We start from the raw sequence: 22,536 nt of genomic DNA, 5'->3' as shown, positions 1-22,536 counted from the left end.
GGGGCGCCGGATCCGGCGCCCCGACCACCATTCACACCGTGTAGGCGTTCCTCACGATAGCTTCCAGCTCGTCTTGCCCGGCCAAATCCACGGGCCGAATCAGCTTGTCCTGACCCACGTAGTAAAACGCTGCTCGAACTTGATCCAGCGGGACCCCCTTGAGACGTGACCACGCCAGCCTGTACACGGCCAATTGCACGCCGCGCACGGCGAGCTGACCCTTGCTTGGCACCTTTCCGGTCTTCCAGTCGATCAGGTCCCAGACGCCGTCGGCATCGCGGAAGACAGCATCGATGCGGCCACGCACCACAACCTCAGCCACCCGGGTTTCGATGGGCACCTCGAGATCCGCCGGAATTCTGGTGGCCCACTCGGAGTTCTTGAACGTCTCCTGCATGTCGCCAAGCCCATATGCCTCGTCGACATAGGCATCGGCGCCCGGTTCTTCGTCGAACTCGAGTTGCCCGGTGGTGGCGAAGAAATCCTCGATCCAGGCGTGGAACGCTGTTCCCTTGCGGGCCGCCATTCCAGGTTTGGTGGGCACAGGTCTGCGCATGGCCCGGGTGACTTTTTCCGGGTCCTCCCCCAACGCAACCAAGCGCGAGGCGGAGATGTGCGGGGGCAGTTCCACGCGTAGCTGGTCGGATTCGAGTTTGTCCTGAGCCAACAGCACCGAGGCTTCCTTGCCCCATCGCGGGTTCCGTGAAAGGAACTCGGGAGTTCCCGTCGGGACGCCGTGATCTCCGATCTCATCGAGGGAGGCGAGGACAGCGGCGGCAGACCGTTCAGAATTCTCCCGACGGCCCGTCCTTGCCGCCACTCCGGCACGGCCCTCAATGTCCGGCCCGTTGAGCGGATCGTAGGGCCAGAGCGCACTTTCGGCGCCTGCACTAACAGGGTTGACCGCGTCTTCTTCCGGATCGTCCAACCACGGCCCACGGGCAGCGGCCTGCCGAGTGCCCTCCGTCAGAGGCAGCAGTTCGTCAAGGAAGGGCGACGGCGACAGCGGCTTCTTGCCGCTACCCCAGACGGTGGTGGAGCACATGAGGAAGTCGCGGGCGCGGGTAAAGGCCACATAGGCCAGCCTGCGCTCCTCTTCCTCAGCATGGAGCAGAACGTCGTCGGCAAAGAGCTTCTCGTTCTCCATCAAGGTTTTCAGGTCCGGCACATTCGTGTCCCACTCGGGCAGGTCACCGCTGTCCCCACGCAGGGGCCAGGGCAGCGACTTGGCCCCCGTGCTCCAACGGTCGGCGCGGGCGCTAGGAAACGCGCCGGCGTTCATCCCTGGCACAAACACCACGTCCCATTCAAGCCCTTTGGAGGCGTGCACGGTCAGCAGCGCAACTGCATCGGGGTTGCTTTCAACAGGCGTCATCTCGAGCCCGCCTTCCTCCGATTCTGCCGTTTCCAGCCAGCCAAGGAACGCATCCAGATCGACGCGTTGGGCGGCCTGCATGAAGGTGGCCGCAGCATCGGCAAAGGCATCAAGGTGACGCCGTGCGTGGTGGATGCTGGATCCCGGCTTGGCGGCCAGCTCGATGTCAAGAAGCATGGTCTTCTCCACCACTCCGAGCAGGTTGGCCAAATCTTCCCCCACAAACGTCCGCAACACCCGCAGCTCGTCCCGCAGGGCCAACAGCCGAGCTCGGGCAACGTCGCTCAGCGGCCGGCACCCCTCGGGCCAGTAGTCGGGGCTCAAGTAGTCCAAGGCCTCGATGAGGGACGAGGCATCCACGAGATCGGCCGTCACCACGGTAGTTTCTGGAGCAGTAAGGCCCGGACCATCAGCAGAACTCTCCGACAGCCCGCCCTCACCTTGCAGGGCGGCGGCATCAAAGTCCACCCTGTGTTTGGCCGCCCAAGCGCGACGACGTGCCAAATGCCTGGCCCAATCGGCAAAAGCCATGAGATCTGCAGGGCCAATGCGCCATCGGGCTCCCGTCAGCAGGCGCATTAATGCATCCGAGCGCCCGGGATCGGCAATAACCCGCAGCGTAGCCACGAGGTCAACAATCTCCGGGGTGCCCAGAAGCCCGCTCAACCCCACAATCTCATAGGGTATGCCTCGTGCCTCAAACACCGATTGAAGCCTTGAAAACTGCGCACGACGCCGGCACAACACAGCCACTGTCATGGCACCTTGGGCGCCACCGCGGTGGGTGAAATCGCCCTTGCGGTCCAGGATCTCAGCGGCCAGGGCTTCGGCCTCATCGAGTTCCGTTTCGTACCGGGCCAGCAAAACTTCTCCGTCCGGGGCGTTGGGCTTTTCGCGCAGTGGTGAAACCACCACGCGCGGACCGGCCGCTGCCCTTTCTGCCTCCGTCAGCCCCGCAGCCAACCTGGCATTGGCCTTGCGGGTTTGGGCCGTCGTTAGCTCGGCCGACATCACATTGGCAGCGGCCAGAATGTGAGCGGAGTTGCGCCAAGCGATGGTGAGTTCGGCTGTTGGTGCGTACCCGCCGTCGTTCTTGAGGAAAATCTCGGGGAATCGGAAAAGCTGGCCGGCAGATGCTCCCCGGAACCCGTAGATGGACTGGTGCGGATCGCCCACGGCCGTGACCGGGTGCCCGTCACCATAAAGCTGGGCGAACAGCTGCAGCTGGGCGTGGGAGGTGTCCTGAAATTCATCTAGGAGCACCACCTTGAAACGCTGGCGCTCCATCTCGGCGGCATGCGGGACATCGCGGGCGATCCGGGCGGCCAACGCCACCAGGTCCCCGTAGTCCAGCACGTTCCGGCGGCGCTTTGCCTCAGCGTACTTCTGCACCAAAGCGGCCACGGAAGCGCGGGTCCGCAGGACATTCAGCTGCTTGCTGACCACGGCCGTGCGTTGCTTAGCCGTCTCGGCGATGTATGGAAGGGCCTCAAAACTGGCCAGATAGGACTCGATAGTAGCCATGACCTGCTCGGGGTCCTGCAGGTGCTCGGCACATTCGCCGGCCAGATCCATGACGGACTGGATCAGCGTGGATTTGGCAGCCGTGAAGTGCTCGTGGCCGCCATCGTGTGCTTCGACAACGTCGCTGGCCAGTTGCCAGGCGTCGGCAGCCCCCATCACCACGGCGTCACGTTCAATACCAAGGCGCAGACCGTAATCGGTGACGATGCCGCTGGCATAGGAATGGTAGGTGGACACCTTCGGTTCAAGGGCGTCCCGGGCGGCCGCGGCCGGAGCCAATTCCACCAATCCTGAGCGGGCGAGCGTGCCGAGTTTGGCCAACTGCCCGCGAATCCGCGACGCCAGTTCTCCGGCGGCCTTGCGGGTAAACGTGACGCCCAAAATCTCCTCGGGCAGGACCAGCCCGTTGGCCACGAGCCAGACGACCCGGTCAGCCATGGTGGTGGTCTTGCCGGAGCCGGCGCCAGCAATGACCAGCAGCGGTTCCAAGGGCGAGCAGATGATGGCGGCCTGCTCCTCCGTGGGCGGGCGCTGTTCCAGAAGCTCGGCCAGCTCGTAGGGACTCAGCACTGGGCGGCTCTCGGTCGGGGCCTGCAGCTCGTCAGGTGCCGCGGGGCTTTGGAGTTCAGAAGTACTCATTCGGTGATTTGTTTCCCTTCCGGGCACAGCGGGCAGATGGTGGGCAGCGGGCAGCCGTTGCGTTCGGACCAGTCGGCGCCATGACGGGCCGGGAACACGGCCTGAGCCATGAGTAGGGCAGCCTCCATGACTTTGCGCGTTGGATCATTCTCGCTGCCGGAGACCATGGCTGCCTGGTCCTGCGTCTTCACGGTCTTGGTGCCATCGCCCAGCGGGAGCAGTGCGGCCCCGCCCGATACTGCGCCGACAAGCCCGGCGGCGGCGGCCTGCTCGGCGAAACCTCCCGCGCTTACGGCCACCTGATAGGCACCGAGCTGTGGGTGCTCGGCCACCTGATCTTTGGTGGGCTTGGTGCGCCCGGTCTTGATGTCAACCACGATCAGATTTCCATCTGCGTCAGCCTCGAGCCGGTCCACCTGGCCACGAAGGCGGACCACGTGGCCATTGTTCGGAAGTCCATTGTTCGGGTGATCATCGTCCGGATGGTCGCTGTCCGGCAACTCGCCCAGATCAATCGTGAAGTTCTCCTCCACACCCAGCAGGGTGCGGCCCTGTTGCCTAGCCTCGATCACGTACTGCGCCAGCTTGCCCAGCATCTCCTGGGCACGCCCAAAGTCAACGTCCGTTTCCCACGATTCGGGCAAGCCAAGGGACGGCCAGCGTTTCTCCAACTCGGCAAGGTATTCGTGCCCGGCCCCGTTGGGAATGTCCTGAGCGATGCCGTGAATGAGCGTGCCAAGGCTGCGGGCAAAATCGGTGGTTGCTTCCCCGCCGGCCGCCCGGATGAACCAGTTCAGCGGCGATTTCAGCACCTCTTCAACCTTCGACGGCGAGACCACCACCGGCTCCCCCGGCGCCACAATCGCGGCGTCGGTACTCAGCGGCAGCAGCCCCCACCACTGCTGCGGATGGGCTCCGGGAACGGAGTTTTCGGCCAGCACGGACAGCATCCGGGCCGCCTCGGGCTCGGCATGCATCTCCGATTCCTGCCGCAGCTCGGCTACCAGGGAGCGCAGGGTCATGGGCCGGGGCACCTGTTCCACGGGCCGGACAGGGTATTGGGATTCGCCGCCGGAATCGGTGACGGGAATGAAGGGTGCGGCCAGGTCAAGGAACTGAGAGGGCTGAAGATCGTGCCCCGCAGCGGCCGTGAGGATGAGAATCTCGCTTGCGCGGGAGATGGCGGCGGCAAAACTGCGCAGCTCGTCGTACCGGATATCCCGCAGCCTGGCCGCTGGTTCGATTTGTCTGGCCGCCTGTGCCCCGTTTTCCAACACATCCACGAGAAGCTGGCTTCCCAGCATTTCCCCGCGCAGCCGCGTGTTGGGCCAGACGCCCTCCTGCAATCCGGCCACAATGACCACCGGCCATTCCCGTCCGGCAGCGCTGGCGGGGGTAAGAATTTCCACGGCGTCCGTGCGTTGGGCGCGGGCAGCCAGGGTGTCCATGGGTAGTTCCTGGCTCATCAAATAATCAAGGAACTGCTGTGGGCTGGAACCGGGCAGCTGGTCAACATAGCGTTCGGCCGTCTGGAACAGCGCCATGACGGCATCAAGATCCCTGTCGGCACGGATGCCCGTTGGCCCACCACGCAGCGCCTGCGTCTCCCACGTCCTGGAGCTGTCGCACGCATCCCACAGCGCCCACAGCACGGTCTCGGCGTTGGCCCCGGCCTCAACCACGGCGACTCGGCCAGCCGCCAACATGGCGGCGATGCGCCGAGCGTTGGCGGCTTCCCAGCCCAGCGGCTCAAGTTTTTCAGGATTCAACAGGGCCTCGACGAGCAATTCGTCGCTGGCCCGGCCACCGCCCGCATGCAGTTCCTGCTGCCGCAACGCCTGCCGGAGCCGGCGCAGGTGCAGCGCCGTTGAGCGTCCCAGACGCGAGGTCAACAGCGCAACGCACGCCTCGGCGTCGAGCTTCTCCGGGGCCAGCGCTATGCCAAACGCCTCCAATAGTGGGCGCACGGCGGGCTCATCGCGGACGGGATTCTCGGCAACGGGCACCTTGACGGCGATCCCCTGCGCGCTCAGATACCGCTGCAGCGCGGCCAATGCCGAACCGGTGCGCACAATCACGGCGATCTCATTCAGGCCGCGCCCGCCGAGGTGCTGCAGGTGCAGGATGCGCTCGGCCACCAGACGAAGTTCGTGCACCTCGGAGGCCACCACGTGCGCGCTCACATAGGAATTCGCGGGGGCGGACGACGCCGGGTCCCCGGCCGTTGCGTCCACCTCGCCTTCTACTGCTGGCTCGCTCTGTCCGTCCGGCCAGGATAGTTCGCGGGCCTTGTGGCCGCCGCGGATCTGGAAGATGCGCTCGGCCACGCCCTGCCATGCCGCCGCTAGGGGCTGGCCCATGCGGTGCGAGGTGGACAGCGAAAAATGTTGCATTGGATGCTCGGGCGTGGACAGGGTGTCCGCCAGCGAGGCCACCAGATCCGGGCGGGCGCCGCGGAAGCCCTGCACCACGGTGTCCGGCGAGGCAGCCACGAGGACGTCCTTGCCGCGGCCCACCAGACGCAGGAGCTCGTGCACCGACTTATTGGCTTCCTGGATGTCATCGACCACAATCAGGGTCAACCGGTTGCGTTCCTGGGCTAGGAACTCCGCGTCCAGTTGCAAAAGTGTTGTGGCCGCCGTGATGATGCCCGCCGGGTCAAAGGAGCCCGACTTTCCCCAATCCACAACATCGCGGTACTCCTGGTACAGCGATGCTGCGGCAACCCAATCCGGCCGCTGGTTTGCCGCACCCAACTCGGCCAGTTCTTCCGGGGCCAGCCCGTATTCGATGACGCGGTCAAAAAGTTGGCGAATTTCCTGGCGGAAGCCGCGGGTCTCAATAGCGTCGGCCAGTTCGGCAGGCCAGTGCGGGTCGGAGCCCAAGCCCATCCGATGCCCGGCCAGCAAGTCCCTGATGATCAAGTCCTGTTCCGGACCACTCATGAGGCGCGGAGGGCCGTCGAGGTGCGGCATACGCCCCTCAACCTTGGCCCGGCGCAGCAGATCGAAGGCGTAAGAAGACCAGGTTCGCGCCGGTGAGGTACTCAAACTTCTGCTGAGCCTTGCGCTAAAGCCATCGCGAAGGCGGGCGGCAGCCAAACGCGATGGTGCCAGCAGAAGGGCGCCCGCCGGATCAATCCCGTGATGGTCCATCCGTTTGACGGATGCCTCGATCAAGACTGTCGATTTTCCGGTGCCCGGCGCGCCCCACACCAAAACCGGACCCGAGCCGGGTGCCAAGTCGACAACAACTTGCTGGTCGGCACTGAGCCGCGGGGCAGACCGAACGCTGTCCACGGGCGGCACGAGGGCCAGCTTGGGCACGGCAAACCTGTCCTGCTTCGCTGACTGTTCTGAATACGGCTGCTCTGCTTGCGTGCTCATGCCTGTATTCCATCATGAGGCACTGACATTTTTGGACCAGCGGCAGCGGCACCTGCCGCACCCGATCCGACGTCGTCCATTTCATGCAGACCCGCGGCAATGACGTCGATGAGGTCAAAATCGGCGTCCGTGGGATTCCAGCGTGCAGCCCTCATATCAACACGCCACGAGGTCGCCGTATCGCCACGCAGGACCGTCTGCTCGTGACGGTAATGCTCCAACGCCTGATTTTCGTGGCCCTGGGGCGCCTGACCGCTGGCACGGACTACCCGCCACCACGGCGCGGCGCTACCCTGCGCGGCCATGACAGCGCCAACCTGCCGCGGCCCGCCACTCTCCAACAGGGCCGCAATGTCGCCGTAGGAAAGAACCCGCGCAGGCGGAATCAAGTCCGCCACCGCCAAAACCGCTTCAAGATACTGCTCACGCATGCCTCAAGCGTAGTTCGCCGCCGTCGGCAAACGCGCCGCGGATGCGTCTTTGTCCATGCCAGCAGGTAGCGTTGGGGAATGACTAGCTGGAGCATGCACCCCCGTGCCGCATTTGACTTGGAAACAACGGGCAAGGATCCGCGAACGGCCCGGATCGTGACCGCGTCGATCGTGATGGTTGACGAGGCCGGCGCTGTGGCGGAAACGTACGAGTGGCTCGCCGATCCTGGCGTCGAAATCCCTGAGGAAGCCGCCGCCATCCACGGCATCTCCACCGAACACGCACGCGAAAACGGCCGCCCGTCCGATGAGGTTACCGCAGAGGTAGGCGCCGTATTGGCTACCCTCTTCGCCAACAACATCCCCGTCATCGCCTTCAACGCCAGCTACGACTTCACCGTCCTGGCCAACGAGGCCCGCCGGCACGAGCTTCCGCAAATCACCGCTGCTCCCGTGATCGATCCCTTTATCTGCAACAAGCAGGTCGACAAATTCCGCAAGGGCAGCCGCACCCTGGTCGCCTTGTGTGAGGAATACGGCATTAAGCTCGACGACGCTCACACCTCGGCCGCCGACGCTGAAGCCACGCTTCGCCTGGCGGATGCCCTTGCCGCAAAATACAGCGCGCTGCGGGTAGAACTGAAGGATTTGCATGCCGCGCAGGTGGTGTGGGCGCGCGAGCAGGCCGCCGATTTCCAACAATATTTGCGCCGAATGAAGGACCCCGCGGCCGTCATTGAAGGTGACTGGCCTGTCCTGCCCTAAGGTCCATAACGTCTGGCAACCCCTAGGGCTGGTGACTCAAATCACACTGGCAATCAATTTCAATTGCACAAATAGTGGCGCGTCAGTCGTGCGGGACTGAAGCGCCGCGCTCGGTCAGCGCAGGTGCCCCTGACCGCATGATCGCATCATCTTTGGCAAAGTGCCCCATTAAGCACGCATAAGTTCATATCGGCCACATTTTTAGTGTGGGTGACATAATTTAGTTTTGTTGGTTGAGTTCTGCTAAGAAGCTCCTGTGAGCTTTAGCCCGTCTCCCACGCCAAGCTTATTCCCCTCCCGAGCTGTCCTTCGGGCTGGGCACCTGCAATGAAAGTGATAGATCGATGAAGAAAACAGCCCTGAAGTGGTTCGCAGCCGCTCCGATTGCCGTTGCCCTGGCTTTCTCCCTCGCAGCTTGCGGCGGCGGCACCGATGCAAACAGCTCGGCCAAGCCTACGGATGCCCTTGCCGGCAGCGACCAGGTCTCGCTGGATAAGTACACCACCGCCGATGTCACCGCGCTGGACAAGATTGATACCGCTGCCCTTGGCCTGATCGTTCCCGGCACCATCACGGTCGGCACCTTGTCCGATGCCCCGCCGAACATCTACATCGACAAAGACGGCAAGTTCACCGGTTACGACAACGAACTGTTGCGCGCCATGGGCGAGAAGCTGGGCCTGAAGGTTGAATTCAAGTCCACTGACTTCTCCGCCCTGCTTTCCCAGGTTCAGAACAAGCAGTTCGACGTCGGATCCTCCTCGATCTCCACGACTGACAAGCGCCGTGAGACCGTTGGCTTCACCAACGGTTACGACTTCGGCTACATGGCAGTTGTTGCCAAGACTGACTCCGCTGTGAAGGGCTTCGCCAACTTGAGCGCCGACACCCGCATCGCCGTTGTTCAGGGCACCGTTCAGGATGACTACGTCACCAACACGCTCAAGCTCGAGCCGGTTCGTTTCTCCGACTACAACACCGCCTACGCCAACTTGAAGAACGGCCAGGTTGACGCCTGGGTTGCTCCTTCACAGCAGGCAACCGGTCAGGTCAAGGACGGCGACGGCACTGTCATCGCCGAGTCCGTGGTCAACACTCAGAACTTCACCGCTTATGCAGTGAACTCTGAGAACAAGCCTCTGATCGATGCATTGAACTCCGCACTCGACGCAGTCATCACCGACGGCACCTGGGCCAAACTGACCAAGGAATGGTACCCGGAGCGCGTTACGCCCGCTGATTGGACCCCGGGGTCCAAGGCCGCAAAGATCTCCTAAGGGACTTAACTCGTGGACGCATTTCAGCAGTTCCTTAAAACATTCTTTGACTGGCAGGCCATGGGGGAAGTTATTCCCAACATGCTCACTGTCGGCCTGCCCAACACGCTCATCCTGGCCATTTCCTCGGGCATCCTGGGATCCATTCTTGGCCTCGTTCTGGCCATCATGGGCATCTCACGCAACCCGTTCTTAAGGTGGATAGCGCGGATTTACACGGACATCCTCCGTGGGCTTCCGGCCATCTTGGTCATCGTGATCATCGGTATCGGGCTGGGCCCCATCTTGCGCCAGACCATGGGCATCAACAACCCGTTCCCGTTGGGGATTTTCGCACTGACGTTGATGGCTGCCGCCTACATGGGCGAAATCTTCCGTTCGGGCATTCAGAGTGTTGATAAGGGGCAGCTGGAAGCATCCCGGGCCTTGGGTTTCAGCTACACATCGGCCATGATGCTGGTGGTTATCCCGCAGGGTATCCGTCGGGTTCTGCCGGCCCTGGTGAACCAGCTGATCCACCTGATCAAGGATTCTTCCTTGATCTACATGTTGGGGCTGCTCTCCAGCCAGCGCGAAATCTATCGTGTGGGCAACGACGCGGCGGCAAACTCGGGAAATATGTCTCCCTTGATTGCAGCCGGTCTGTTGTACCTCTGCATGACGATTCCACTGACTCACCTCGTCAACTTCATTGATAAGCGAATGCGTGAAGGCCGGGCACAGAAAATTGAACCCGATGATGCTGCCGCCGTCGTTGGAAAGGGCGCCTAGACATGAGTGACTTTAATTCAGGTTCCCTGACAGCCACCAATATTCACTTGGCCTTCGGTGCCAACAAGGTGCTGCGCGGCATCGATCTCCACGTTCCTCAAGGAACCACGGCTTCGGTCATCGGCCCCTCGGGTTCTGGAAAGTCGACCCTGCTGCGTGTCATGAACCGGCTGATCGAGCCGGATCAGGGCGATATCCAGCTCGATGGACGCTCCGTCTTGCAGGACAACCCGGACGAGCTGCGCCGTCGTATTGGTATGGTTTTCCAACAGTTCAACCTGTTCCCGCACAAGACGGTCCTGGACAACGTGTCTCTGGCCCTTCACAAGATCAAGAAGCTGCCCAAGGATCAGGCTCGCGCCAAGGCCCTCGAGCAGCTTGAACTTGTGGGCTTGGCGCACAAGGCAGATGCTCGCCCCGGGAACCTTTCCGGCGGGCAGCAGCAGCGTGTGGCAATTGCCCGTGCGCTGGCCATGGAGCCCGAGGTCATGTTCTTTGACGAGGCCACCAGTGCTCTGGACCCCGAGTTGGTCAAGGGCGTCCTGGCGCTTATGACCGATCTGGCCAAGGGCGGTATGACCATGGTGGTGGTGACCCACGAGATGGGCTTCTCACGCAACGTTTCCGACACCGTGACCTTCATGGATGCCGGCGTCGTGGTGGAGACCGGATCTCCGGATCAGCTCTTCTCCGAGCCAAAGACGGACCGTTTGAAGGGCTTCCTCTCGGACGTCCTCTAGCGTTTAAAGACAGCGACCCCGAAAAACTCATCTGAGTCTTTCGGGGTCGCTGTCTTTAAACACGCTCAAGTGCCTCATGCGGCCCATCCGGAAGTACGACGGCGGTACCCCGCCTGCCGCTGCCAGCATGCGCCGAGTCCGGGCCGAGCTTGGCCCCGTTTTCGCGTCAGATTAGGCGGCTGCTGCAGCCTTCGCCGCGGCGGGCAGTGCCTCGAAGATGCGGTTCATGGCTGCGTCGTCGTGAGCTGCGGAGAGGAACCAGGCCTCGAACACGCTCGGCGGCAGGTACACACCAGAATCCAGCATGGAGTGGAAGAACGGTGCGTGGCGGAAGACTTCCTGCGCCTGCGCGTCGTCGTAGTTGTGAACGCCATTCGCCGAGGTGCCGAACGCCACCGAGAACAGGCTGCCGGCGCGCTGGATCGAGTGGTCAACACCCTCGGCAGACAGCGCCGAGGACAGGGCTGCGGACAGTTCCAGCGAGCGGGCATCCACCGTTGCGTAGACGGCCGAGGTGGCAGCCGTCAGCGTGGCGACACCGGCAGCCATGGCAACCGGGTTACCAGACAGTGTGCCGGCCTGGTACACCGGGCCCAACGGAGCCAGGTAGTCCATGACCTCCGCACGGCCGCCGAGAGCCGCCGTCGGAAGGCCGCCACCAATGACCTTGCCGAACGTGAACAGATCAGGAGTCCAACCCTCTGATGCGCCGGTGAGGCCCCAGTAGCCGGCAGGACCGGTACGGAATCCGGTGAGGACTTCGTCAAAGATCAGCAGTGCACCGTGGGCGGTAGTGATGCGAGACAGGCCAGCGTTAAAGCCTTCGCCGGGCGTCACAACACCCATGTTGGCCGGAGCGGCCTCGGTGATGACGGCGGCAATCCGGTCACCGTGCGTGGCAAACGCTGCCTCCACGGCTGCCAGATCGTTGTACGGCAGGACTAACGTTTCGGCAGCCGTAGCGGCGGTGACACCGGCGGAACCGGGCAGCGCCAGAGTGGCAAGGCCGGAGCCGGCAGCGGCCAATAGGGAGTCCAGGTGGCCGTGGTAGCAGCCAGCAAACTTGATGATCAGATCACGGCCGGTGAAGCCGCGAGCCAAACGCACGGCCGTCATGGTTGCCTCGGTGCCGGTGGACACCATGCGCAGGCGTTCGACGCCGGACACGCGCCCCTGGACCAGAGCGGCCAGTTCGCTTTCGGCAGGGGTGGAGGCGCCAAAGCTCAGGCCGTGGTCCACTGCCTCGTGAACGGCCGCGATGACGTCGGGGTGGGCGTGGCCCAGCAAGGCCGGACCCCACGAGCAGACGAGGTCAACGTATTCGCGACCGTCGGCGTCGGTGAGATAGGCGCCCTTTGCGTTGACCATGAAGCGCGGTGTTCCGCCGACGGAGCCAAAGGCGCGAACGGGCGAGTTCACCCCACCGGGCATGAGGGTCTTGGCGCGGTCAAAAAGTTCCTGCGAGCTGGTCATGAAAAGTCCTTGGCTAAAGGGGATCTGAAAAGGGAAGTAAGCGTTAGTTTTCGCGGAGCCAGCCGGCTAGTTCGGCCGCCCAGTACGTCAGGATCATGGTGGCACCGGCCCGCTTGATGCTCAGTACCGATTCCTCGATGGCTGCACGGCGGTTGATCCAGCCATTCGCGGCGGCTGCCTCGATCATGGCGTACTCACCGGAGATTTGGTAGGCGGCCACCGGCACGGGGCTCATGGCGGCTACGTCAGCCAGGATGTCCAGGTAGCTCATGGCGGGCTTGACCATGACGATGTCGGCGCCTTCGGCGAGATCCAGTTCCACCTCATGGAGGGCCTCGCTGCGGTTCCCGGGGTCCATTTGGTAGGTGCTGCGGTCGCCGTCGAGCTGGGAATCGACGGCTTCGCGGAACGGGCCATAGAATGCCGAAGCGTACTTGGCCGCATAAGCCAGCACTGACACCGTGGTGAAACCGGCGGAATCCAGTGCCTCACGGATCACGGCAACCTGGCCGTCCATCATGCCGGAGGGCGCCACGATGTGCGCTCCCGCAGCAGCCTGGGCCACGGCCATCTTGGCGTAAATTTCCAAGGTGGCGTCGTTGTCGACCTGGCCGGCGGCATCCAAAACTCCGCAGTGACCGTGGTCCGTGAATTCATCTAGGCAGAGATCGCTCATGATCACGAGGTCATCGCCCACAGCTGCGCGCACGTCCCTGATGGCCTTATTCAGCACGCCAAAGGGATCAACACCGGCCGTGCCCGTTGCATCGCGTTCGGCCGGAATGCCGAAAAGCATGATGCCACCGAGCCCCAGCGCCACGGCTTCGCGGGCAGCTTCGACGAGCGACGCCGTCGTATGCTGCACTACGCCCGGCATGGAGCTGATGGGCTTGGGTTCGGTGAGGTCTTCCCGGATGAACACCGGCAGAATCAGGTCTGCCGGCGCCACGGAGTATTCGCTGACCAGACGGCGCATGGCGTTGGTGGTGCGCAGGCGGCGGGGACGGTGCTGGGGGAAACTCATGATGACTCCGTAAATTACTGGGTTTGTAAATTATTGTGGGCCCGTGCCAATGCTGCCACGATGCCCTCCGGCGTTGGATGTTCGGCGGTGGCGGCCACGTGCATGCCGAGCCGCTCCGCCTCAGCCCTAGTTGGTTGGCCGATCGCTACCAAAAGGCAACCGTTCGGCAGCGGCGCCATGGTTGCTGCAACCCGACGGGCGGCACTTCCGGAGGCAAGTACGACGGCGTTGATCGCGCCCGCTTGAATCTCCCGTGCCGCTTCGGCTGGGGTGAGTACCGGTGGGGCGCTGCTCCGTTGATCGGCGCCGCCCTGTTGATCGATCTTGTCGAGATCCGGGGACCGGCCCGCCAGTGTGGCGGTCAGCCTGCGGTTTGGATCGGCCGGGTAATCGACAGTCCGGTAGGCCGTGACTATCTCCGGGTCCCAGCCCTTGGCCGTGAGCCCAGCCACCAGGGTGGGCTCGGCAAGGTTCGACTGCGGCAAAAGAACTCGAGAGGATCCGCCGTCGGCCGGAGCATAGTCCGGCCACAGCTCCACGAGCCCGGCCGCAGACTGAATGTCCGCGGGTGCCAGCGTTGCATGGATGCCCTCGGCAGCCAGGACAGCTACCGAGGTGGGGCCGATCGTGGCCACAGCGGTGGCGGCTGGAATGAGCTCTGCCAGCGTAGTTCCAGCGGCTTCGCACCACTGTTTCATGGCCCGCACCGTGGTGATGGAGCTGACCACGAGCCAGGCGTACTCCCCCGCAGCCAAACGTCTCATCGCGGCACTCAGGACGTCCTGATCGCCAACCTCAAAATCGATAACGGGCACCAGCACCGGTTCTGCCCCGGCCGCCTCGAGCGCAGCGAGCAGGCCACCAGCCCGGTCAACGCTGCGGGTCACAGCCACGCGGAGACCCGCAAGCGGCGCCTTGGTCTCGACAAGCTCGACCAGCGGAGGCCCAAGCTCGACCGGCGGGATTTGCGTCATTAGGCGAGGCCGGCCAGATCGGCCAGGTCTCCTGCGCCGCCGGCAAGCAGTTCCTCGGCTAGTTCGATGCCAAGGAGTGTGGCACCAACGGAGGTGAGCCCGTCGGTTGCCTTCTTGAGGCGCATCGAACGGGTGCCGTCGAGCGAGCAGACCACGGTTTCCAGATACAGCATGGAACCCTTGCGATGCGCCAAGGCCCCTACGGGTGCGCTGCAGCCGGCCTCGAGGCGGGCCAGCAGCGCGCGCTCAGCGGTGACGGCCAGGCGCGTGTCCTGATCGTCAATGGCGGAAAGTGACTGTCCCAGGACCGTCGTGAGACTGGCGTCGGCCGTGCGGCATTCCAGGGCAAGTGCGCCTTGGCCCGGAGCCGGCAGCATCACGTCGGTGTCGAGGAACTCGGTCACCGTGTCCAGCCGGTCAATGCGGCCAAGACCTGAGGCGGCGAGTACGACGGCGTCGAGGTCGCCTACCTTGCCGAGCACCGGCTCGGCCTCGGGGTTTCCGGGCAGCCCGGGTACGCGGCCCAGGCGGGTATCGACGTTGCCGCGGATATCGACGATGGTCAGGTCAGGGCGGGCAGCTAGGAGCTGGGCGGCACGGCGCGGTGAACCTGTGCCGACCTTTGCACCCTGGGGCAGCTCGGCCAGCTTCAGGCCGTCCCGGGCGCACAGGGCGTCGCGGGCGTCGGCCCGGACCGGGATGGCTCCTAGAGTCAGACCGGGAACCGCGGTAGTGGGCAGATCCTTGAGCGAGTGCACGGCCACATCAACGCCACCGTTGAGGAGGGTATCGCGCAGGGCTGCCGCGAAGACTCCCGTGCCACCCATCTGGGAGAGCGGCCCGGTCAGAATGTCACCCTCGGTCTTGACCGGCACGATCTCGGCAATGAAGCCGCCCACAGCACTCAGCTTTTCCGTAATTTGTCCGGTCTGACTCAGCGCCAGCTTGCTCCCGCGGGTTCCAATTTTCACAGTTGCCATTGTTTCAGCCATGGGGATTAAGAACCAGCCTGGGTGGAAGCGGAGAGGAGCCCGATGGTGCTGCCGACCTCGGAAATGACGGGCTTTTCGCCACGGAAATTGGCGCAGCAACCGGGGTTGCACACATCGAACCACGGGCCGAGCTTCGTCATGGCGGGGCGCTGTTCAATGTGGTTCTCAATGGTGCGTTCGCAGATCAAGTCCACGAGGCCGCTGACAAACTTCTGGTGCGTTCCCGGAGTGGGCGAACGATCAAAGGCCAGACCCAGTTCGGCGCACGTTTCTGCTGCTTCAGTGTCAAGATCCCAACGGACTTCCATGTGGTCGCTGACAAAGCCCAACGGCACCACAACAACGCCCTTGGTGCCGGCCGCGGCCTGTTCCGCCAGGGCATCGTTGATGTCGGGTTCAAGCCACGGCACATGCGGGGCACCCGAACGCGACTGGTAGACCAGCGACCATTCCTGCGCGGGGTCAACGGCGGCCATGATGGCCTCAGCCGCCGCAAGGTGCTGCGCGACGTAGGCGGAATTCTCGGCAAATTCGCGCAGTTCAAGTTCGGAGTGACCCGAAGCCTCTGCATCCCTGATGGGGATGGAGTGCGTAGCGAACATGACGTGAATCGGGGCCTCGGGAGTTCCTGCCTCAGCCAACAAGGCACGAACCTTGGCCAAGGATGCGGCTGTTCCCTCGATGAAGGGTTCAACAAAACCGGGGTGGTCAAAGTACTGGCGCACCTTGTCCACGGCCAGCTTGCCGTCCAGACCTGACTCGGTCAGGGCCATGCCGATGTCCTCGCGGTACTGGCGGCAGCTCGAGTATGAGGAGTAGGCGCTGGTGGTGACCATCAAGAGTCGGCGGTGGCCGGCGTCGTACGCGTCCTGCAAAACGGCGGGGATGTACGGGTCCCAGTTCCGGTTACCCCAGAGCACGGGCAGCTCGATGTTGCGGCTAGCCAGCTCGGCCTCGAGGGCCGCCTTCAGCGCACGGTTTTGAGCATTGATGGGGCTGATGCCGCCATTTTTGCGGTAGTGGTGGCTGACCTCTTCGAGGCGCTCGTCCGGGATGCCGCGGCCCCGGGTGACGTTGCGCAGGAAGGGAATGACATCATCCTGACCCTCGGGACCGCCAAAGGAGGCGAGCAGGATCGCGTCGTACTCTGCCGGGGCAGCGACTGGGGCGGCAACGGGGCTCATCGGAGAACCTCGGCAACCTCGGCACTGGCGACGCGGCGGCCCGTGTAGAAAGGAACTTCTTCGCGCACGTGCAGGCGGGCATCGGAGTAGCGCAGGCTGCGCATCATGTCGACCAGGTCGATGAGGTTGTCAGCTTCCAGTCCCAGCAGCCATTCCCAGTCGCCTAGAGCGAAGGCGGAGACGGTGTTGGCCTGGACCTGCGGGTATTCCCGGCCCAGCATGCCGTGTTCGCGCAGCATGCGGGAGCGATCCTCAGCAGGCAGGATGTACCAGTCGTAGGAGCGCACAAACGGGTAGACGCAGACCCAGCCCTTGGGAGCGTTGGGGCCCATGTAGGACGGGGCGTGGGACTTGGCGAATTCGGCCTCGACGTGCACGCCCATGGCGGACCAGGCGATCTCGGTGGCGGCGAACAGCTCGGTGCGGCGGATGGAGCGAACAGCCTTTTGCAGGCCTTCCGCGTCGGCCCCGACGAGCCACACCATGATGTCGGCATCGTTGCGCATGGCGGAGACGTCGTAGGCTCCACGCAGGGTGATGCTTTCTGCGGCCAAGGCGGCCACCAGGTCATCAAATTCTGTAATGGCGGCGTCCGCGCCGGTGAAGGATCCGGTCCGCTTGAAGACTGTCCACAGCGTGAACGGGGTCTCACTCGGGGTTTTGGTGACAGATTCTGCGTTTGTGTGGCTCATGGTTTCAAGTTTGCACCCCAGTGACCCGAAAGCTTAAATCAGGGTTCTCTACATTGCGTAGAAAGTGCCCAATGTCACGCCTTGGCGCTACCTTGGATCAGTGCACTGATAGTTCCCCGCGTCCCGCCCACCACGGCCGCCAGCCCGTTGCCGCTCAACCAGCCGCCGGCCAGGGCCAGCCCCGGCACATCGCTTGCGAGGGCCCGAACCTTTGCCATCTTTGCCTGATGCCCGACGGCGGCAAACGGTAAGGCGCCCTTCCACCGGACAATGTCCGCACCCAAGAGATCATCTTCGGTTACCTCGATGCCCAGCAGCGTTGAGGCGTCAGCCAGGGCCGTGGGCACCAAGTCTTCTTCGGTTGGCGTGGCGGAAGTCAGTCGCACCGCATCTGAAGCCTTGACGCCGGCACGCCCGTAGGAGAGCCGCAGGACGTGAGTTCCTGGACCTGTGGAATCGGCCAGCCAGCCCCACTTTGAGGTGGCATGAGTGAGGGCCTTGGCCTTGATGCCGGAGACACCTGGGGCAACCAGCACACCTGTTCCGCGCGGCGCCGAATCGAGTTCGGGCACGTCTACCACCAAGGTGACAAGCCGGATGTCGGGTCCGAGCGCAGGGGCGAAGGGAAGCAGCTGCGGCAGCTCGGCGCCCAACAGCTTGACGGCGGTGGGTCCGTCGGTGGCAACCACCAGCAGCTGTGCGGTGTCACTGCCCCGTTCGGTGCCATGCTCCCAGTCAAGCTGCCATGGCAGGGCGGCAGCGGCGTCGTGATCGCTTGGACGTTGCCCCTCCGCAGCCTCGGCGGCACCGCGGTAGATCGCCTTGATTCGATGTCCGGCATGCATCTGAACGCCGGCCGCAAGAAGGTGTTCCACCAACGCCGTAACCAGCGTGTGCATGCCACCCACCAAACCACCAACAGCCGAACCAGGCTTGCTGCCACCGGCTCGCTGCGCCGCAACGGCTGCCGCCAGTGAGCCATGTTCGCGGATCCCCGCGCGCAGGCCCGGAGCCACCATGTCCACGTCAAGCAGTTCCGGATCGGCAGAGTGCACCCCGCCAACGACGGGCGCCACGAGCCGCTCCAGGACCCGCTTGCCCATCCGGGCACGAACGAGATCGGCCACGCTGGATACGGCCTCGGTGGTGCCGATGGTGGCCGGCATCTTCGCATCAAGGGCCGCCCGCAGCACGCCCGATGCACCCAAGGCCGCACGGACCTCAGGGGCGTTGAGATCAGCGGGGATGCCCAGGATTCCCGTGCGCGGCAACGGCACCGGGCCATCCGGCAACCAGACCCAGGCGCCTGCAGGATTGGGCGTCACAATCTTTGCTGCCAGCCCGAGTTCTTCGGCCAGATCGGCCACCGCGGTGGTGCGGGTCGCGAATGATTCCGCACCGCCGTCGAGCACCACCCCAGCCACCTCGTGGCTGGAGACGCAGCCACCCCAAGAGGCCGCGGCGTCGTAAATTGCCACCTGGAACCCGGCGGCCTGCAAATCCTTAGCGGCCAGCAGTCCGGAGACGCCACCGCCCACCACCACGGCCCGGTTGGTGACCGAGTGGCTCTGCGGCTTCGCTGCGTGTTTGCGGTGTTCCATGGTGTCCCCTAAAGGTCTGGTGCTGGGCTGCGCTGCCCTGGTACTGGCTGGTGCGAGTGGTGCTAGATGGAGTGAATCAGTTCCACAACGCGGGTCAGGATGGCCGGATCCGTTTCGGGCGGCACACCATGACCCAAGTTCACCACATGAGACGGCGCAGACGCTCCTGCAGCCACGACGGCGCGGACGTGCGCCTCGAGGACTTCCCAAGGAGCGCTCAGCAGGGCCGGGTCAATGTTGCCCTGCAGCGGCACGGTGCCACCGAGGCGACGGTTGGCTTCATCCAGCGGAAGGCGGTAATCGACGCCCATGACGTCAACGCCCACGCCGTACATGGCCGGCAGGAGTTCGCTGGTGCCTGTGCCGAAGTGAATCAAGGGCACACCGAGATCGCGGACGTGGTCCAAGGCCCTGGCCGACGCCGGAGCAACATGCTCGGTGTAATCGGCAAGGCCCAGCGAACCTGCCCAGGAATCGAAAAGCTGTGCCGCGCTGGCTCCGGCCTCGATCTGGGCGCGCAGGAACTTGCCTGACGCGTCGGCCGCCCAGTTCATGAGGCCGGCCCAGAGTTCGGGCTGTGCGTGCATCATGGTGCGCGGGCCGAGGTGGTCGCGGGACGGCTTGCCTTCGACCATGTAGGCGGCAACGGTGAAAGGAGCTCCGGCAAAGCCGATGAGCGGGGTGCTTCCCAATTCGGCAACCGTCAAGGCAACGGCTTCGCGGATCGGATCCAGCGCCTCATCGGTGAGCTCGGGCAGGTTCGCGATATCCTCGGCCGTGCGAATGGGCTTCTCCAGTACCGGCCCAACACCGGGAACAATGTCCACGCCCACGCCAGCAAGCTTGAGCGGAATGACGATGTCGGAGAAGAAAATGGCGGCGTCAACATCGTGGCGACGAACGGGCTGAAGCGTAATTTCGGCGGCCATTGCCGGCTTCAGGCAGGATTCCAGCATGGTGGTGCCTACCCGCAGTTCGCGGTATTCAGGCAGCGAACGGCCGGCCTGGCGCATGAACCAGACGGGACGGCGGCTGGGGGTTCCACCCCGGTAAGCCGTGATCAGAGGGGAATTGGCGGTGCGGCCATCCATCAAGGGGTGGCTGGGGCTCAGTGTCATGGCACCACCCTACAGAGCCAATCTGGGGTTATTTTGTGCACAAACTGTCACCGCGGTAGGCGCGTAGTAGGTCACAGCAAGGCACGGCGCCTCGGCTGAGGTAAGCAGCATCACAGATTCTTGGTGACGCTTTTGCCCTCCCTGTCCGCAAACCATCAGGTTGGGGGTCTACCATATTGAAATTGTGGTTGTCTTTTCGCTCGTTGCCTCTCATTCATCCATTGATCTGGAAACCGTTGCCCGCCTAAGTGCCGGGGCCGCGGCTGTCAGTGCTGACGTCATTGAGAAGGACAACGCTGTGGCCGGTCTGGTCACCCTCGCGACTTGCAACCGCTTTGAGCTCTATGTCCATGCCCGCAGTACTGACGACGTCGAGGCGGCGCGCAGCTCTCTCATCGAGACCGTCAGCAAGCATTCGGGCCTGAGCGAACCTCAAGTTTCACAGGCTCTTGCGACCCTGCATGCCGACGCCGTTCCCCGCCACCTCTTCGCTGTCAGCACCGGCCTGGAATCCGCTGTTGTGGGTGAGCGCGAGATCGCCGGCCAGGTACGCCGCGCCCTGAGCACCGCACAGGAACAGGGTGTGACCTCCCCTCCCCTGGTCCGACTGTTCCAGGCCGCAGCCAAGACGGCCAAGGACGTCGGCGCGCAGACCGCGCTGGGCCGCCGCGGCATGTCCATTGTGTCCGTGGCCCTCGACCTCGCCGCAGATCTTCAGGACGCCGCATCACTTTCCGGCGGTGTTTCGCCCAACGCCGCATCACTTTCCGGCCCCCTCGCCGGCAAATCAGCGGTTCTCTTTGGCACAGGCGCCTATGCCGGCGCCGCGATGGCTCAACTGATCCAGCGCGGATGTACAGACATTTCGGTGTACTCCTCATCTGGACGGGCGGAAACGTTCGTTGCCTCCCGCGGCGGCACGGCACTTGACGATCAGGCCTTGCCAGCAGCGGTGGCCAAGGCCTCGTTGCTCGTTGGCTGCAGCGGCTCGGACAACCAGCTCTCTAGTGCGGATCTGAGCGAGATGCGTCGGGATCCCTCCCGGCAGTTGACCGCCATCGATCTGGCCTTGACGCACGATTTTGCCCCCGACATCGCCGATCTTCCCGGCGTCGACCTGCTGACACTCGAGACGGTTCGGCAGGCGGCTCCGGCCGAACAAGAATCCACACTGGCCGAGGCCTCGGCCATGGTTGCCGAAGCCACCCGAAGCTTTGAGCAGTCCCAGAATTCCCGCTCACTGGACCACGCCATCGTTGCGCTGCGACGGCACACCATGGCCGTCCTTGACGACGAAATTGCCAAGGTCCGCAAGCAACATGGCTGCACCGCTGCCGCCGATCAGGTGGAGTTCGCTATGCGTCGCATGGTCAAGCAGCTCCTGCACGTCCCCACCGTCCGGGCCAAGGAAATCGCTGCTGCCGGCGATGCCGAGAGCTACCTTGCGGCACTGGATGTCCTGTATGGGCTGAAGATCTCACCGGAAACCATCAGCACGGCCATCACGAGCCGCGTCGAAGGCGAAACAGCTGTCTAGTTCGCGGTCCAGTTCTTTGCGGAGCTGCTAGCCAAGCGCGTTGATACCTGTCAGCTTCGCCGACAACTCCCACAGACGCTTGGCCCCTTCAGGGTCCACGGCGTGGGCGTCCACGCCAGCAAAGCGCGCCAGCTCGGATTCCGGATCGGTTGGCAGGGCAATGTCGCAATCCTCGCAGTAAACTCCACCTTTGCCGTCCAGTTGGGGTGCTGTCGCAGTCCAGACCGACGTTGCCGCTCCCTGTTCCGGAGTCTTGAAACCTGCCCGGAGCTTCCCGTCCTTGTTCATCCACCCGGCTGCCACCATTTCCGCCTGGCTCAGGTGACGCTGCAGCCCGGTCATGATGCCACCCGGATTCACGGCAAAGGCCCGCACCCCATGGTCGGCTCCCCGGGCATCGAGTTCCACGGCAAAGAGGCTGTTGGCTGTTTTCGCCTGGCCGTAGGCCTCCCACTTGTCATAGCCTGTCGTGAAGTGGGGATCATCAAAGTGAATTCCCGAACGCTTATGTCCGGTGGACGAGAGCGATATTACTCGCGCCCCGCCGTCGGCCAGCAAGGGCCACAACTCGTTGACGAGGGTGAAGTGACCAAGGTGGTTGGTAGCAAATTGGGCCTCCCATCCTGGCCCCACCCGTGTTTCCGGACAAGCCATGATGGCGGCATTGTTGATCAGGATGTCCAGCCTTCGCCCAGATCCCACGTACCCAGCGGCGAACTTCTTCACGCTGTTTTGATCGCCAAGATCCAAGTCGAAGACTTCCACGCTACCTAGATCTGCCGCCGCCAGCACGCCGCGGGCGTGCTCGACCCGGCGGGCCGGCACACTCACGGCAACGCCAACACTTGCCAGCGCCCGCACCGTCTCCAGCCCCAGACCCGAGTATCCACCGGTAACTATGGCAGCGCATCCCGAAAGATCCATGCCGTCGACAACGGAAACTGCCGAGCTGTCATGACCAAAACCAGATCCAAGCGGCCGTTGCGGCGTCGGTTGATGATTCGCGCGATTCATGATGGCCTCTTCCACGACG

The 22,536-nt window shown here is 63.7% G+C and carries 17 protein-coding genes; 5 read left to right on the top strand and 12 right to left on the bottom strand.

Annotation, left to right across the window (positions count from 1 at the left end):
• Positions 1–31 precede the first annotated feature (31 nt).
• The 3 genes from ACP7B9_RS02685 to ACP7B9_RS02675 are packed head-to-tail and all read right to left on the bottom strand — an operon-like array spanning position 32 to position 7,355.
• Positions 32–3,538, bottom strand: a complete 3,507-nt coding sequence (locus ACP7B9_RS02685; RefSeq protein WP_425860510.1) for an ATP-dependent helicase — start codon at positions 3,536–3,538, stop codon at positions 32–34.
• Positions 3,535–6,924, bottom strand: coding sequence for an ATP-dependent helicase (locus ACP7B9_RS02680; RefSeq protein WP_425860508.1), 3,390 nt, complete (start codon positions 6,922–6,924; stop codon positions 3,535–3,537). Before ACP7B9_RS02680 ends, ACP7B9_RS02685 begins: the two co-directional genes overlap by 4 nt.
• Positions 6,921–7,355 (bottom strand): MGMT family protein, encoded by a 435-nt coding sequence (locus ACP7B9_RS02675; RefSeq protein ID WP_425860506.1) that lies wholly within the window; start codon positions 7,353–7,355, stop codon positions 6,921–6,923. The genes ACP7B9_RS02680 and ACP7B9_RS02675 overlap by 4 nt, the downstream gene beginning before the upstream one ends.
• 78 nt (positions 7,356–7,433) lie before the next feature.
• On the opposite strand from ACP7B9_RS02675, the gene ACP7B9_RS02670 reads away from it, so the two are divergent.
• From ACP7B9_RS02670 to ACP7B9_RS02655, 4 genes are all read left to right on the top strand, one after another.
• Complete coding sequence (locus ACP7B9_RS02670) at positions 7,434–8,120, top strand: 3'-5' exonuclease (RefSeq protein WP_425860504.1); 687 nt, start codon at positions 7,434–7,436, stop codon at positions 8,118–8,120.
• A gap of 344 nt (positions 8,121–8,464) precedes the next feature.
• Positions 8,465–9,397, top strand: coding sequence for an ABC transporter substrate-binding protein (locus tag ACP7B9_RS02665; protein WP_425860502.1), 933 nt, complete (start codon positions 8,465–8,467; stop codon positions 9,395–9,397).
• A 12-nt stretch (positions 9,398–9,409) separates the two neighbouring features.
• Positions 9,410–10,168, top strand: a complete 759-nt coding sequence (locus ACP7B9_RS02660) for an amino acid ABC transporter permease (protein ID WP_425860500.1) — start codon at positions 9,410–9,412, stop codon at positions 10,166–10,168.
• A 2-nt stretch (positions 10,169–10,170) separates the two neighbouring features.
• On the top strand, positions 10,171–10,908 hold the full coding sequence (locus ACP7B9_RS02655) for an amino acid ABC transporter ATP-binding protein (protein WP_425860499.1): 738 nt from the start codon (positions 10,171–10,173) through the stop codon (positions 10,906–10,908).
• Positions 10,909–11,079: 171 nt separating this feature from the next.
• On the opposite strand, the gene hemL is transcribed toward ACP7B9_RS02655, so the two are convergent.
• From hemL to hemE, 8 genes are all read right to left on the bottom strand, one after another.
• Positions 11,080–12,381, bottom strand: a complete 1,302-nt coding sequence (gene hemL / locus ACP7B9_RS02650) for a glutamate-1-semialdehyde 2,1-aminomutase (protein WP_425860497.1) — start codon at positions 12,379–12,381, stop codon at positions 11,080–11,082.
• A gap of 43 nt (positions 12,382–12,424) precedes the next feature.
• Positions 12,425–13,405 carry a porphobilinogen synthase gene (hemB, locus tag ACP7B9_RS02645; protein ID WP_425860495.1) on the bottom strand — a complete coding sequence of 327 codons (981 nt, stop codon included), beginning with the start codon at positions 13,403–13,405 and terminating at the stop codon, positions 12,425–12,427.
• Between the two features lie 14 nt (positions 13,406–13,419).
• Complete coding sequence (locus ACP7B9_RS02640; RefSeq protein ID WP_425860493.1) at positions 13,420–14,379, bottom strand: uroporphyrinogen-III synthase; 960 nt, start codon at positions 14,377–14,379, stop codon at positions 13,420–13,422.
• Positions 14,379–15,359, bottom strand: coding sequence for a hydroxymethylbilane synthase (gene hemC, locus ACP7B9_RS02635; RefSeq protein WP_425860491.1), 981 nt, complete (start codon positions 15,357–15,359; stop codon positions 14,379–14,381). Before hemC ends, ACP7B9_RS02640 begins: the two co-directional genes overlap by 1 nt.
• Before the next feature lie 17 nt (positions 15,360–15,376).
• Positions 15,377–16,555, bottom strand: a complete 1,179-nt coding sequence (locus ACP7B9_RS02630; RefSeq protein ID WP_425860490.1) for a ferrochelatase — start codon at positions 16,553–16,555, stop codon at positions 15,377–15,379.
• Complete coding sequence (gene hemQ, locus ACP7B9_RS02625; protein ID WP_425860488.1) at positions 16,552–17,247, bottom strand: hydrogen peroxide-dependent heme synthase; 696 nt, start codon at positions 17,245–17,247, stop codon at positions 16,552–16,554. Before hemQ ends, ACP7B9_RS02630 begins: the two co-directional genes overlap by 4 nt.
• Before the next feature lie 74 nt (positions 17,248–17,321).
• Complete coding sequence (locus tag ACP7B9_RS02620; RefSeq protein ID WP_425860486.1) at positions 17,322–18,848, bottom strand: protoporphyrinogen/coproporphyrinogen oxidase; 1,527 nt, start codon at positions 18,846–18,848, stop codon at positions 17,322–17,324.
• A 62-nt stretch (positions 18,849–18,910) separates the two neighbouring features.
• On the bottom strand, positions 18,911–19,966 hold the full coding sequence (gene hemE, locus ACP7B9_RS02615; RefSeq protein WP_425860485.1) for a uroporphyrinogen decarboxylase: 1,056 nt from the start codon (positions 19,964–19,966) through the stop codon (positions 18,911–18,913).
• Positions 19,967–20,150: 184 nt separating this feature from the next.
• Between hemE and ACP7B9_RS02610 the strand changes: the two genes are divergently transcribed.
• The gene (locus ACP7B9_RS02610) at positions 20,151–21,503 is read left to right on the top strand and encodes a glutamyl-tRNA reductase (RefSeq protein ID WP_425860483.1); all 1,353 of its coding nucleotides are present in this window, start codon (positions 20,151–20,153) and stop codon (positions 21,501–21,503) included.
• A 27-nt stretch (positions 21,504–21,530) separates the two neighbouring features.
• On the opposite strand, the gene ACP7B9_RS02605 is transcribed toward ACP7B9_RS02610, so the two are convergent.
• On the bottom strand, positions 21,531–22,517 hold the full coding sequence (locus ACP7B9_RS02605; protein ID WP_425860482.1) for an SDR family NAD(P)-dependent oxidoreductase: 987 nt from the start codon (positions 22,515–22,517) through the stop codon (positions 21,531–21,533).
• Positions 22,518–22,536: the final 19 nt, after the last annotated feature.

Source organism: Arthrobacter sp. TWP1-1 (assembly GCF_049897845.1).
GTDB lineage: Bacteria > Actinomycetota > Actinomycetes > Actinomycetales > Micrococcaceae > Specibacter.
Note: the sequence above shows the minus strand (reverse complement) of the source record. Positions and strands in the feature narration are given on the sequence as shown.

Bases quoted from the DNA above. Each gene is read 5' to 3' on its own strand.
- ACP7B9_RS02675 (WP_425860506.1), bottom strand. From the start codon at position 7,355: ATGCGTGAGCAGTATCTTGAAGCGGTTTTGGCGGTGGCGGACTTGATT.
- ACP7B9_RS02670 (WP_425860504.1), top strand. From the start codon at position 7,434: ATGACTAGCTGGAGCATGCACCCCCGTGCCGCATTTGACTTGGAAACA.
- hemL (WP_425860497.1), bottom strand. From the start codon at position 12,381: ATGACCAGCTCGCAGGAACTTTTTGACCGCGCCAAGACCCTCATGCCC.
- hemC (WP_425860491.1), bottom strand. From the start codon at position 15,359: ATGGCAACTGTGAAAATTGGAACCCGCGGGAGCAAGCTGGCGCTGAGT.
- hemQ (WP_425860488.1), bottom strand. From the start codon at position 17,247: ATGAGCCACACAAACGCAGAATCTGTCACCAAAACCCCGAGTGAGACC.
- ACP7B9_RS02605 (WP_425860482.1), bottom strand. From the start codon at position 22,517: ATGAATCGCGCGAATCATCAACCGACGCCGCAACGGCCGCTTGGATCT.
- ACP7B9_RS02665 (WP_425860502.1), top strand. From the start codon at position 8,465: ATGAAGAAAACAGCCCTGAAGTGGTTCGCAGCCGCTCCGATTGCCGTT.
- hemE (WP_425860485.1), bottom strand. From the start codon at position 19,966: ATGACACTGAGCCCCAGCCACCCCTTGATGGATGGCCGCACCGCCAAT.
- hemB (WP_425860495.1), bottom strand. From the start codon at position 13,405: ATGAGTTTCCCCCAGCACCGTCCCCGCCGCCTGCGCACCACCAACGCC.
- ACP7B9_RS02630 (WP_425860490.1), bottom strand. From the start codon at position 16,555: ATGAGCCCCGTTGCCGCCCCAGTCGCTGCCCCGGCAGAGTACGACGCG.
- ACP7B9_RS02685 (WP_425860510.1), bottom strand. From the start codon at position 3,538: ATGAGTACTTCTGAACTCCAAAGCCCCGCGGCACCTGACGAGCTGCAG.
- ACP7B9_RS02680 (WP_425860508.1), bottom strand. From the start codon at position 6,924: ATGAGCACGCAAGCAGAGCAGCCGTATTCAGAACAGTCAGCGAAGCAG.
- ACP7B9_RS02640 (WP_425860493.1), bottom strand. From the start codon at position 14,379: ATGACGCAAATCCCGCCGGTCGAGCTTGGGCCTCCGCTGGTCGAGCTT.
- ACP7B9_RS02620 (WP_425860486.1), bottom strand. From the start codon at position 18,848: ATGGAACACCGCAAACACGCAGCGAAGCCGCAGAGCCACTCGGTCACC.
- ACP7B9_RS02655 (WP_425860499.1), top strand. From the start codon at position 10,171: ATGAGTGACTTTAATTCAGGTTCCCTGACAGCCACCAATATTCACTTG.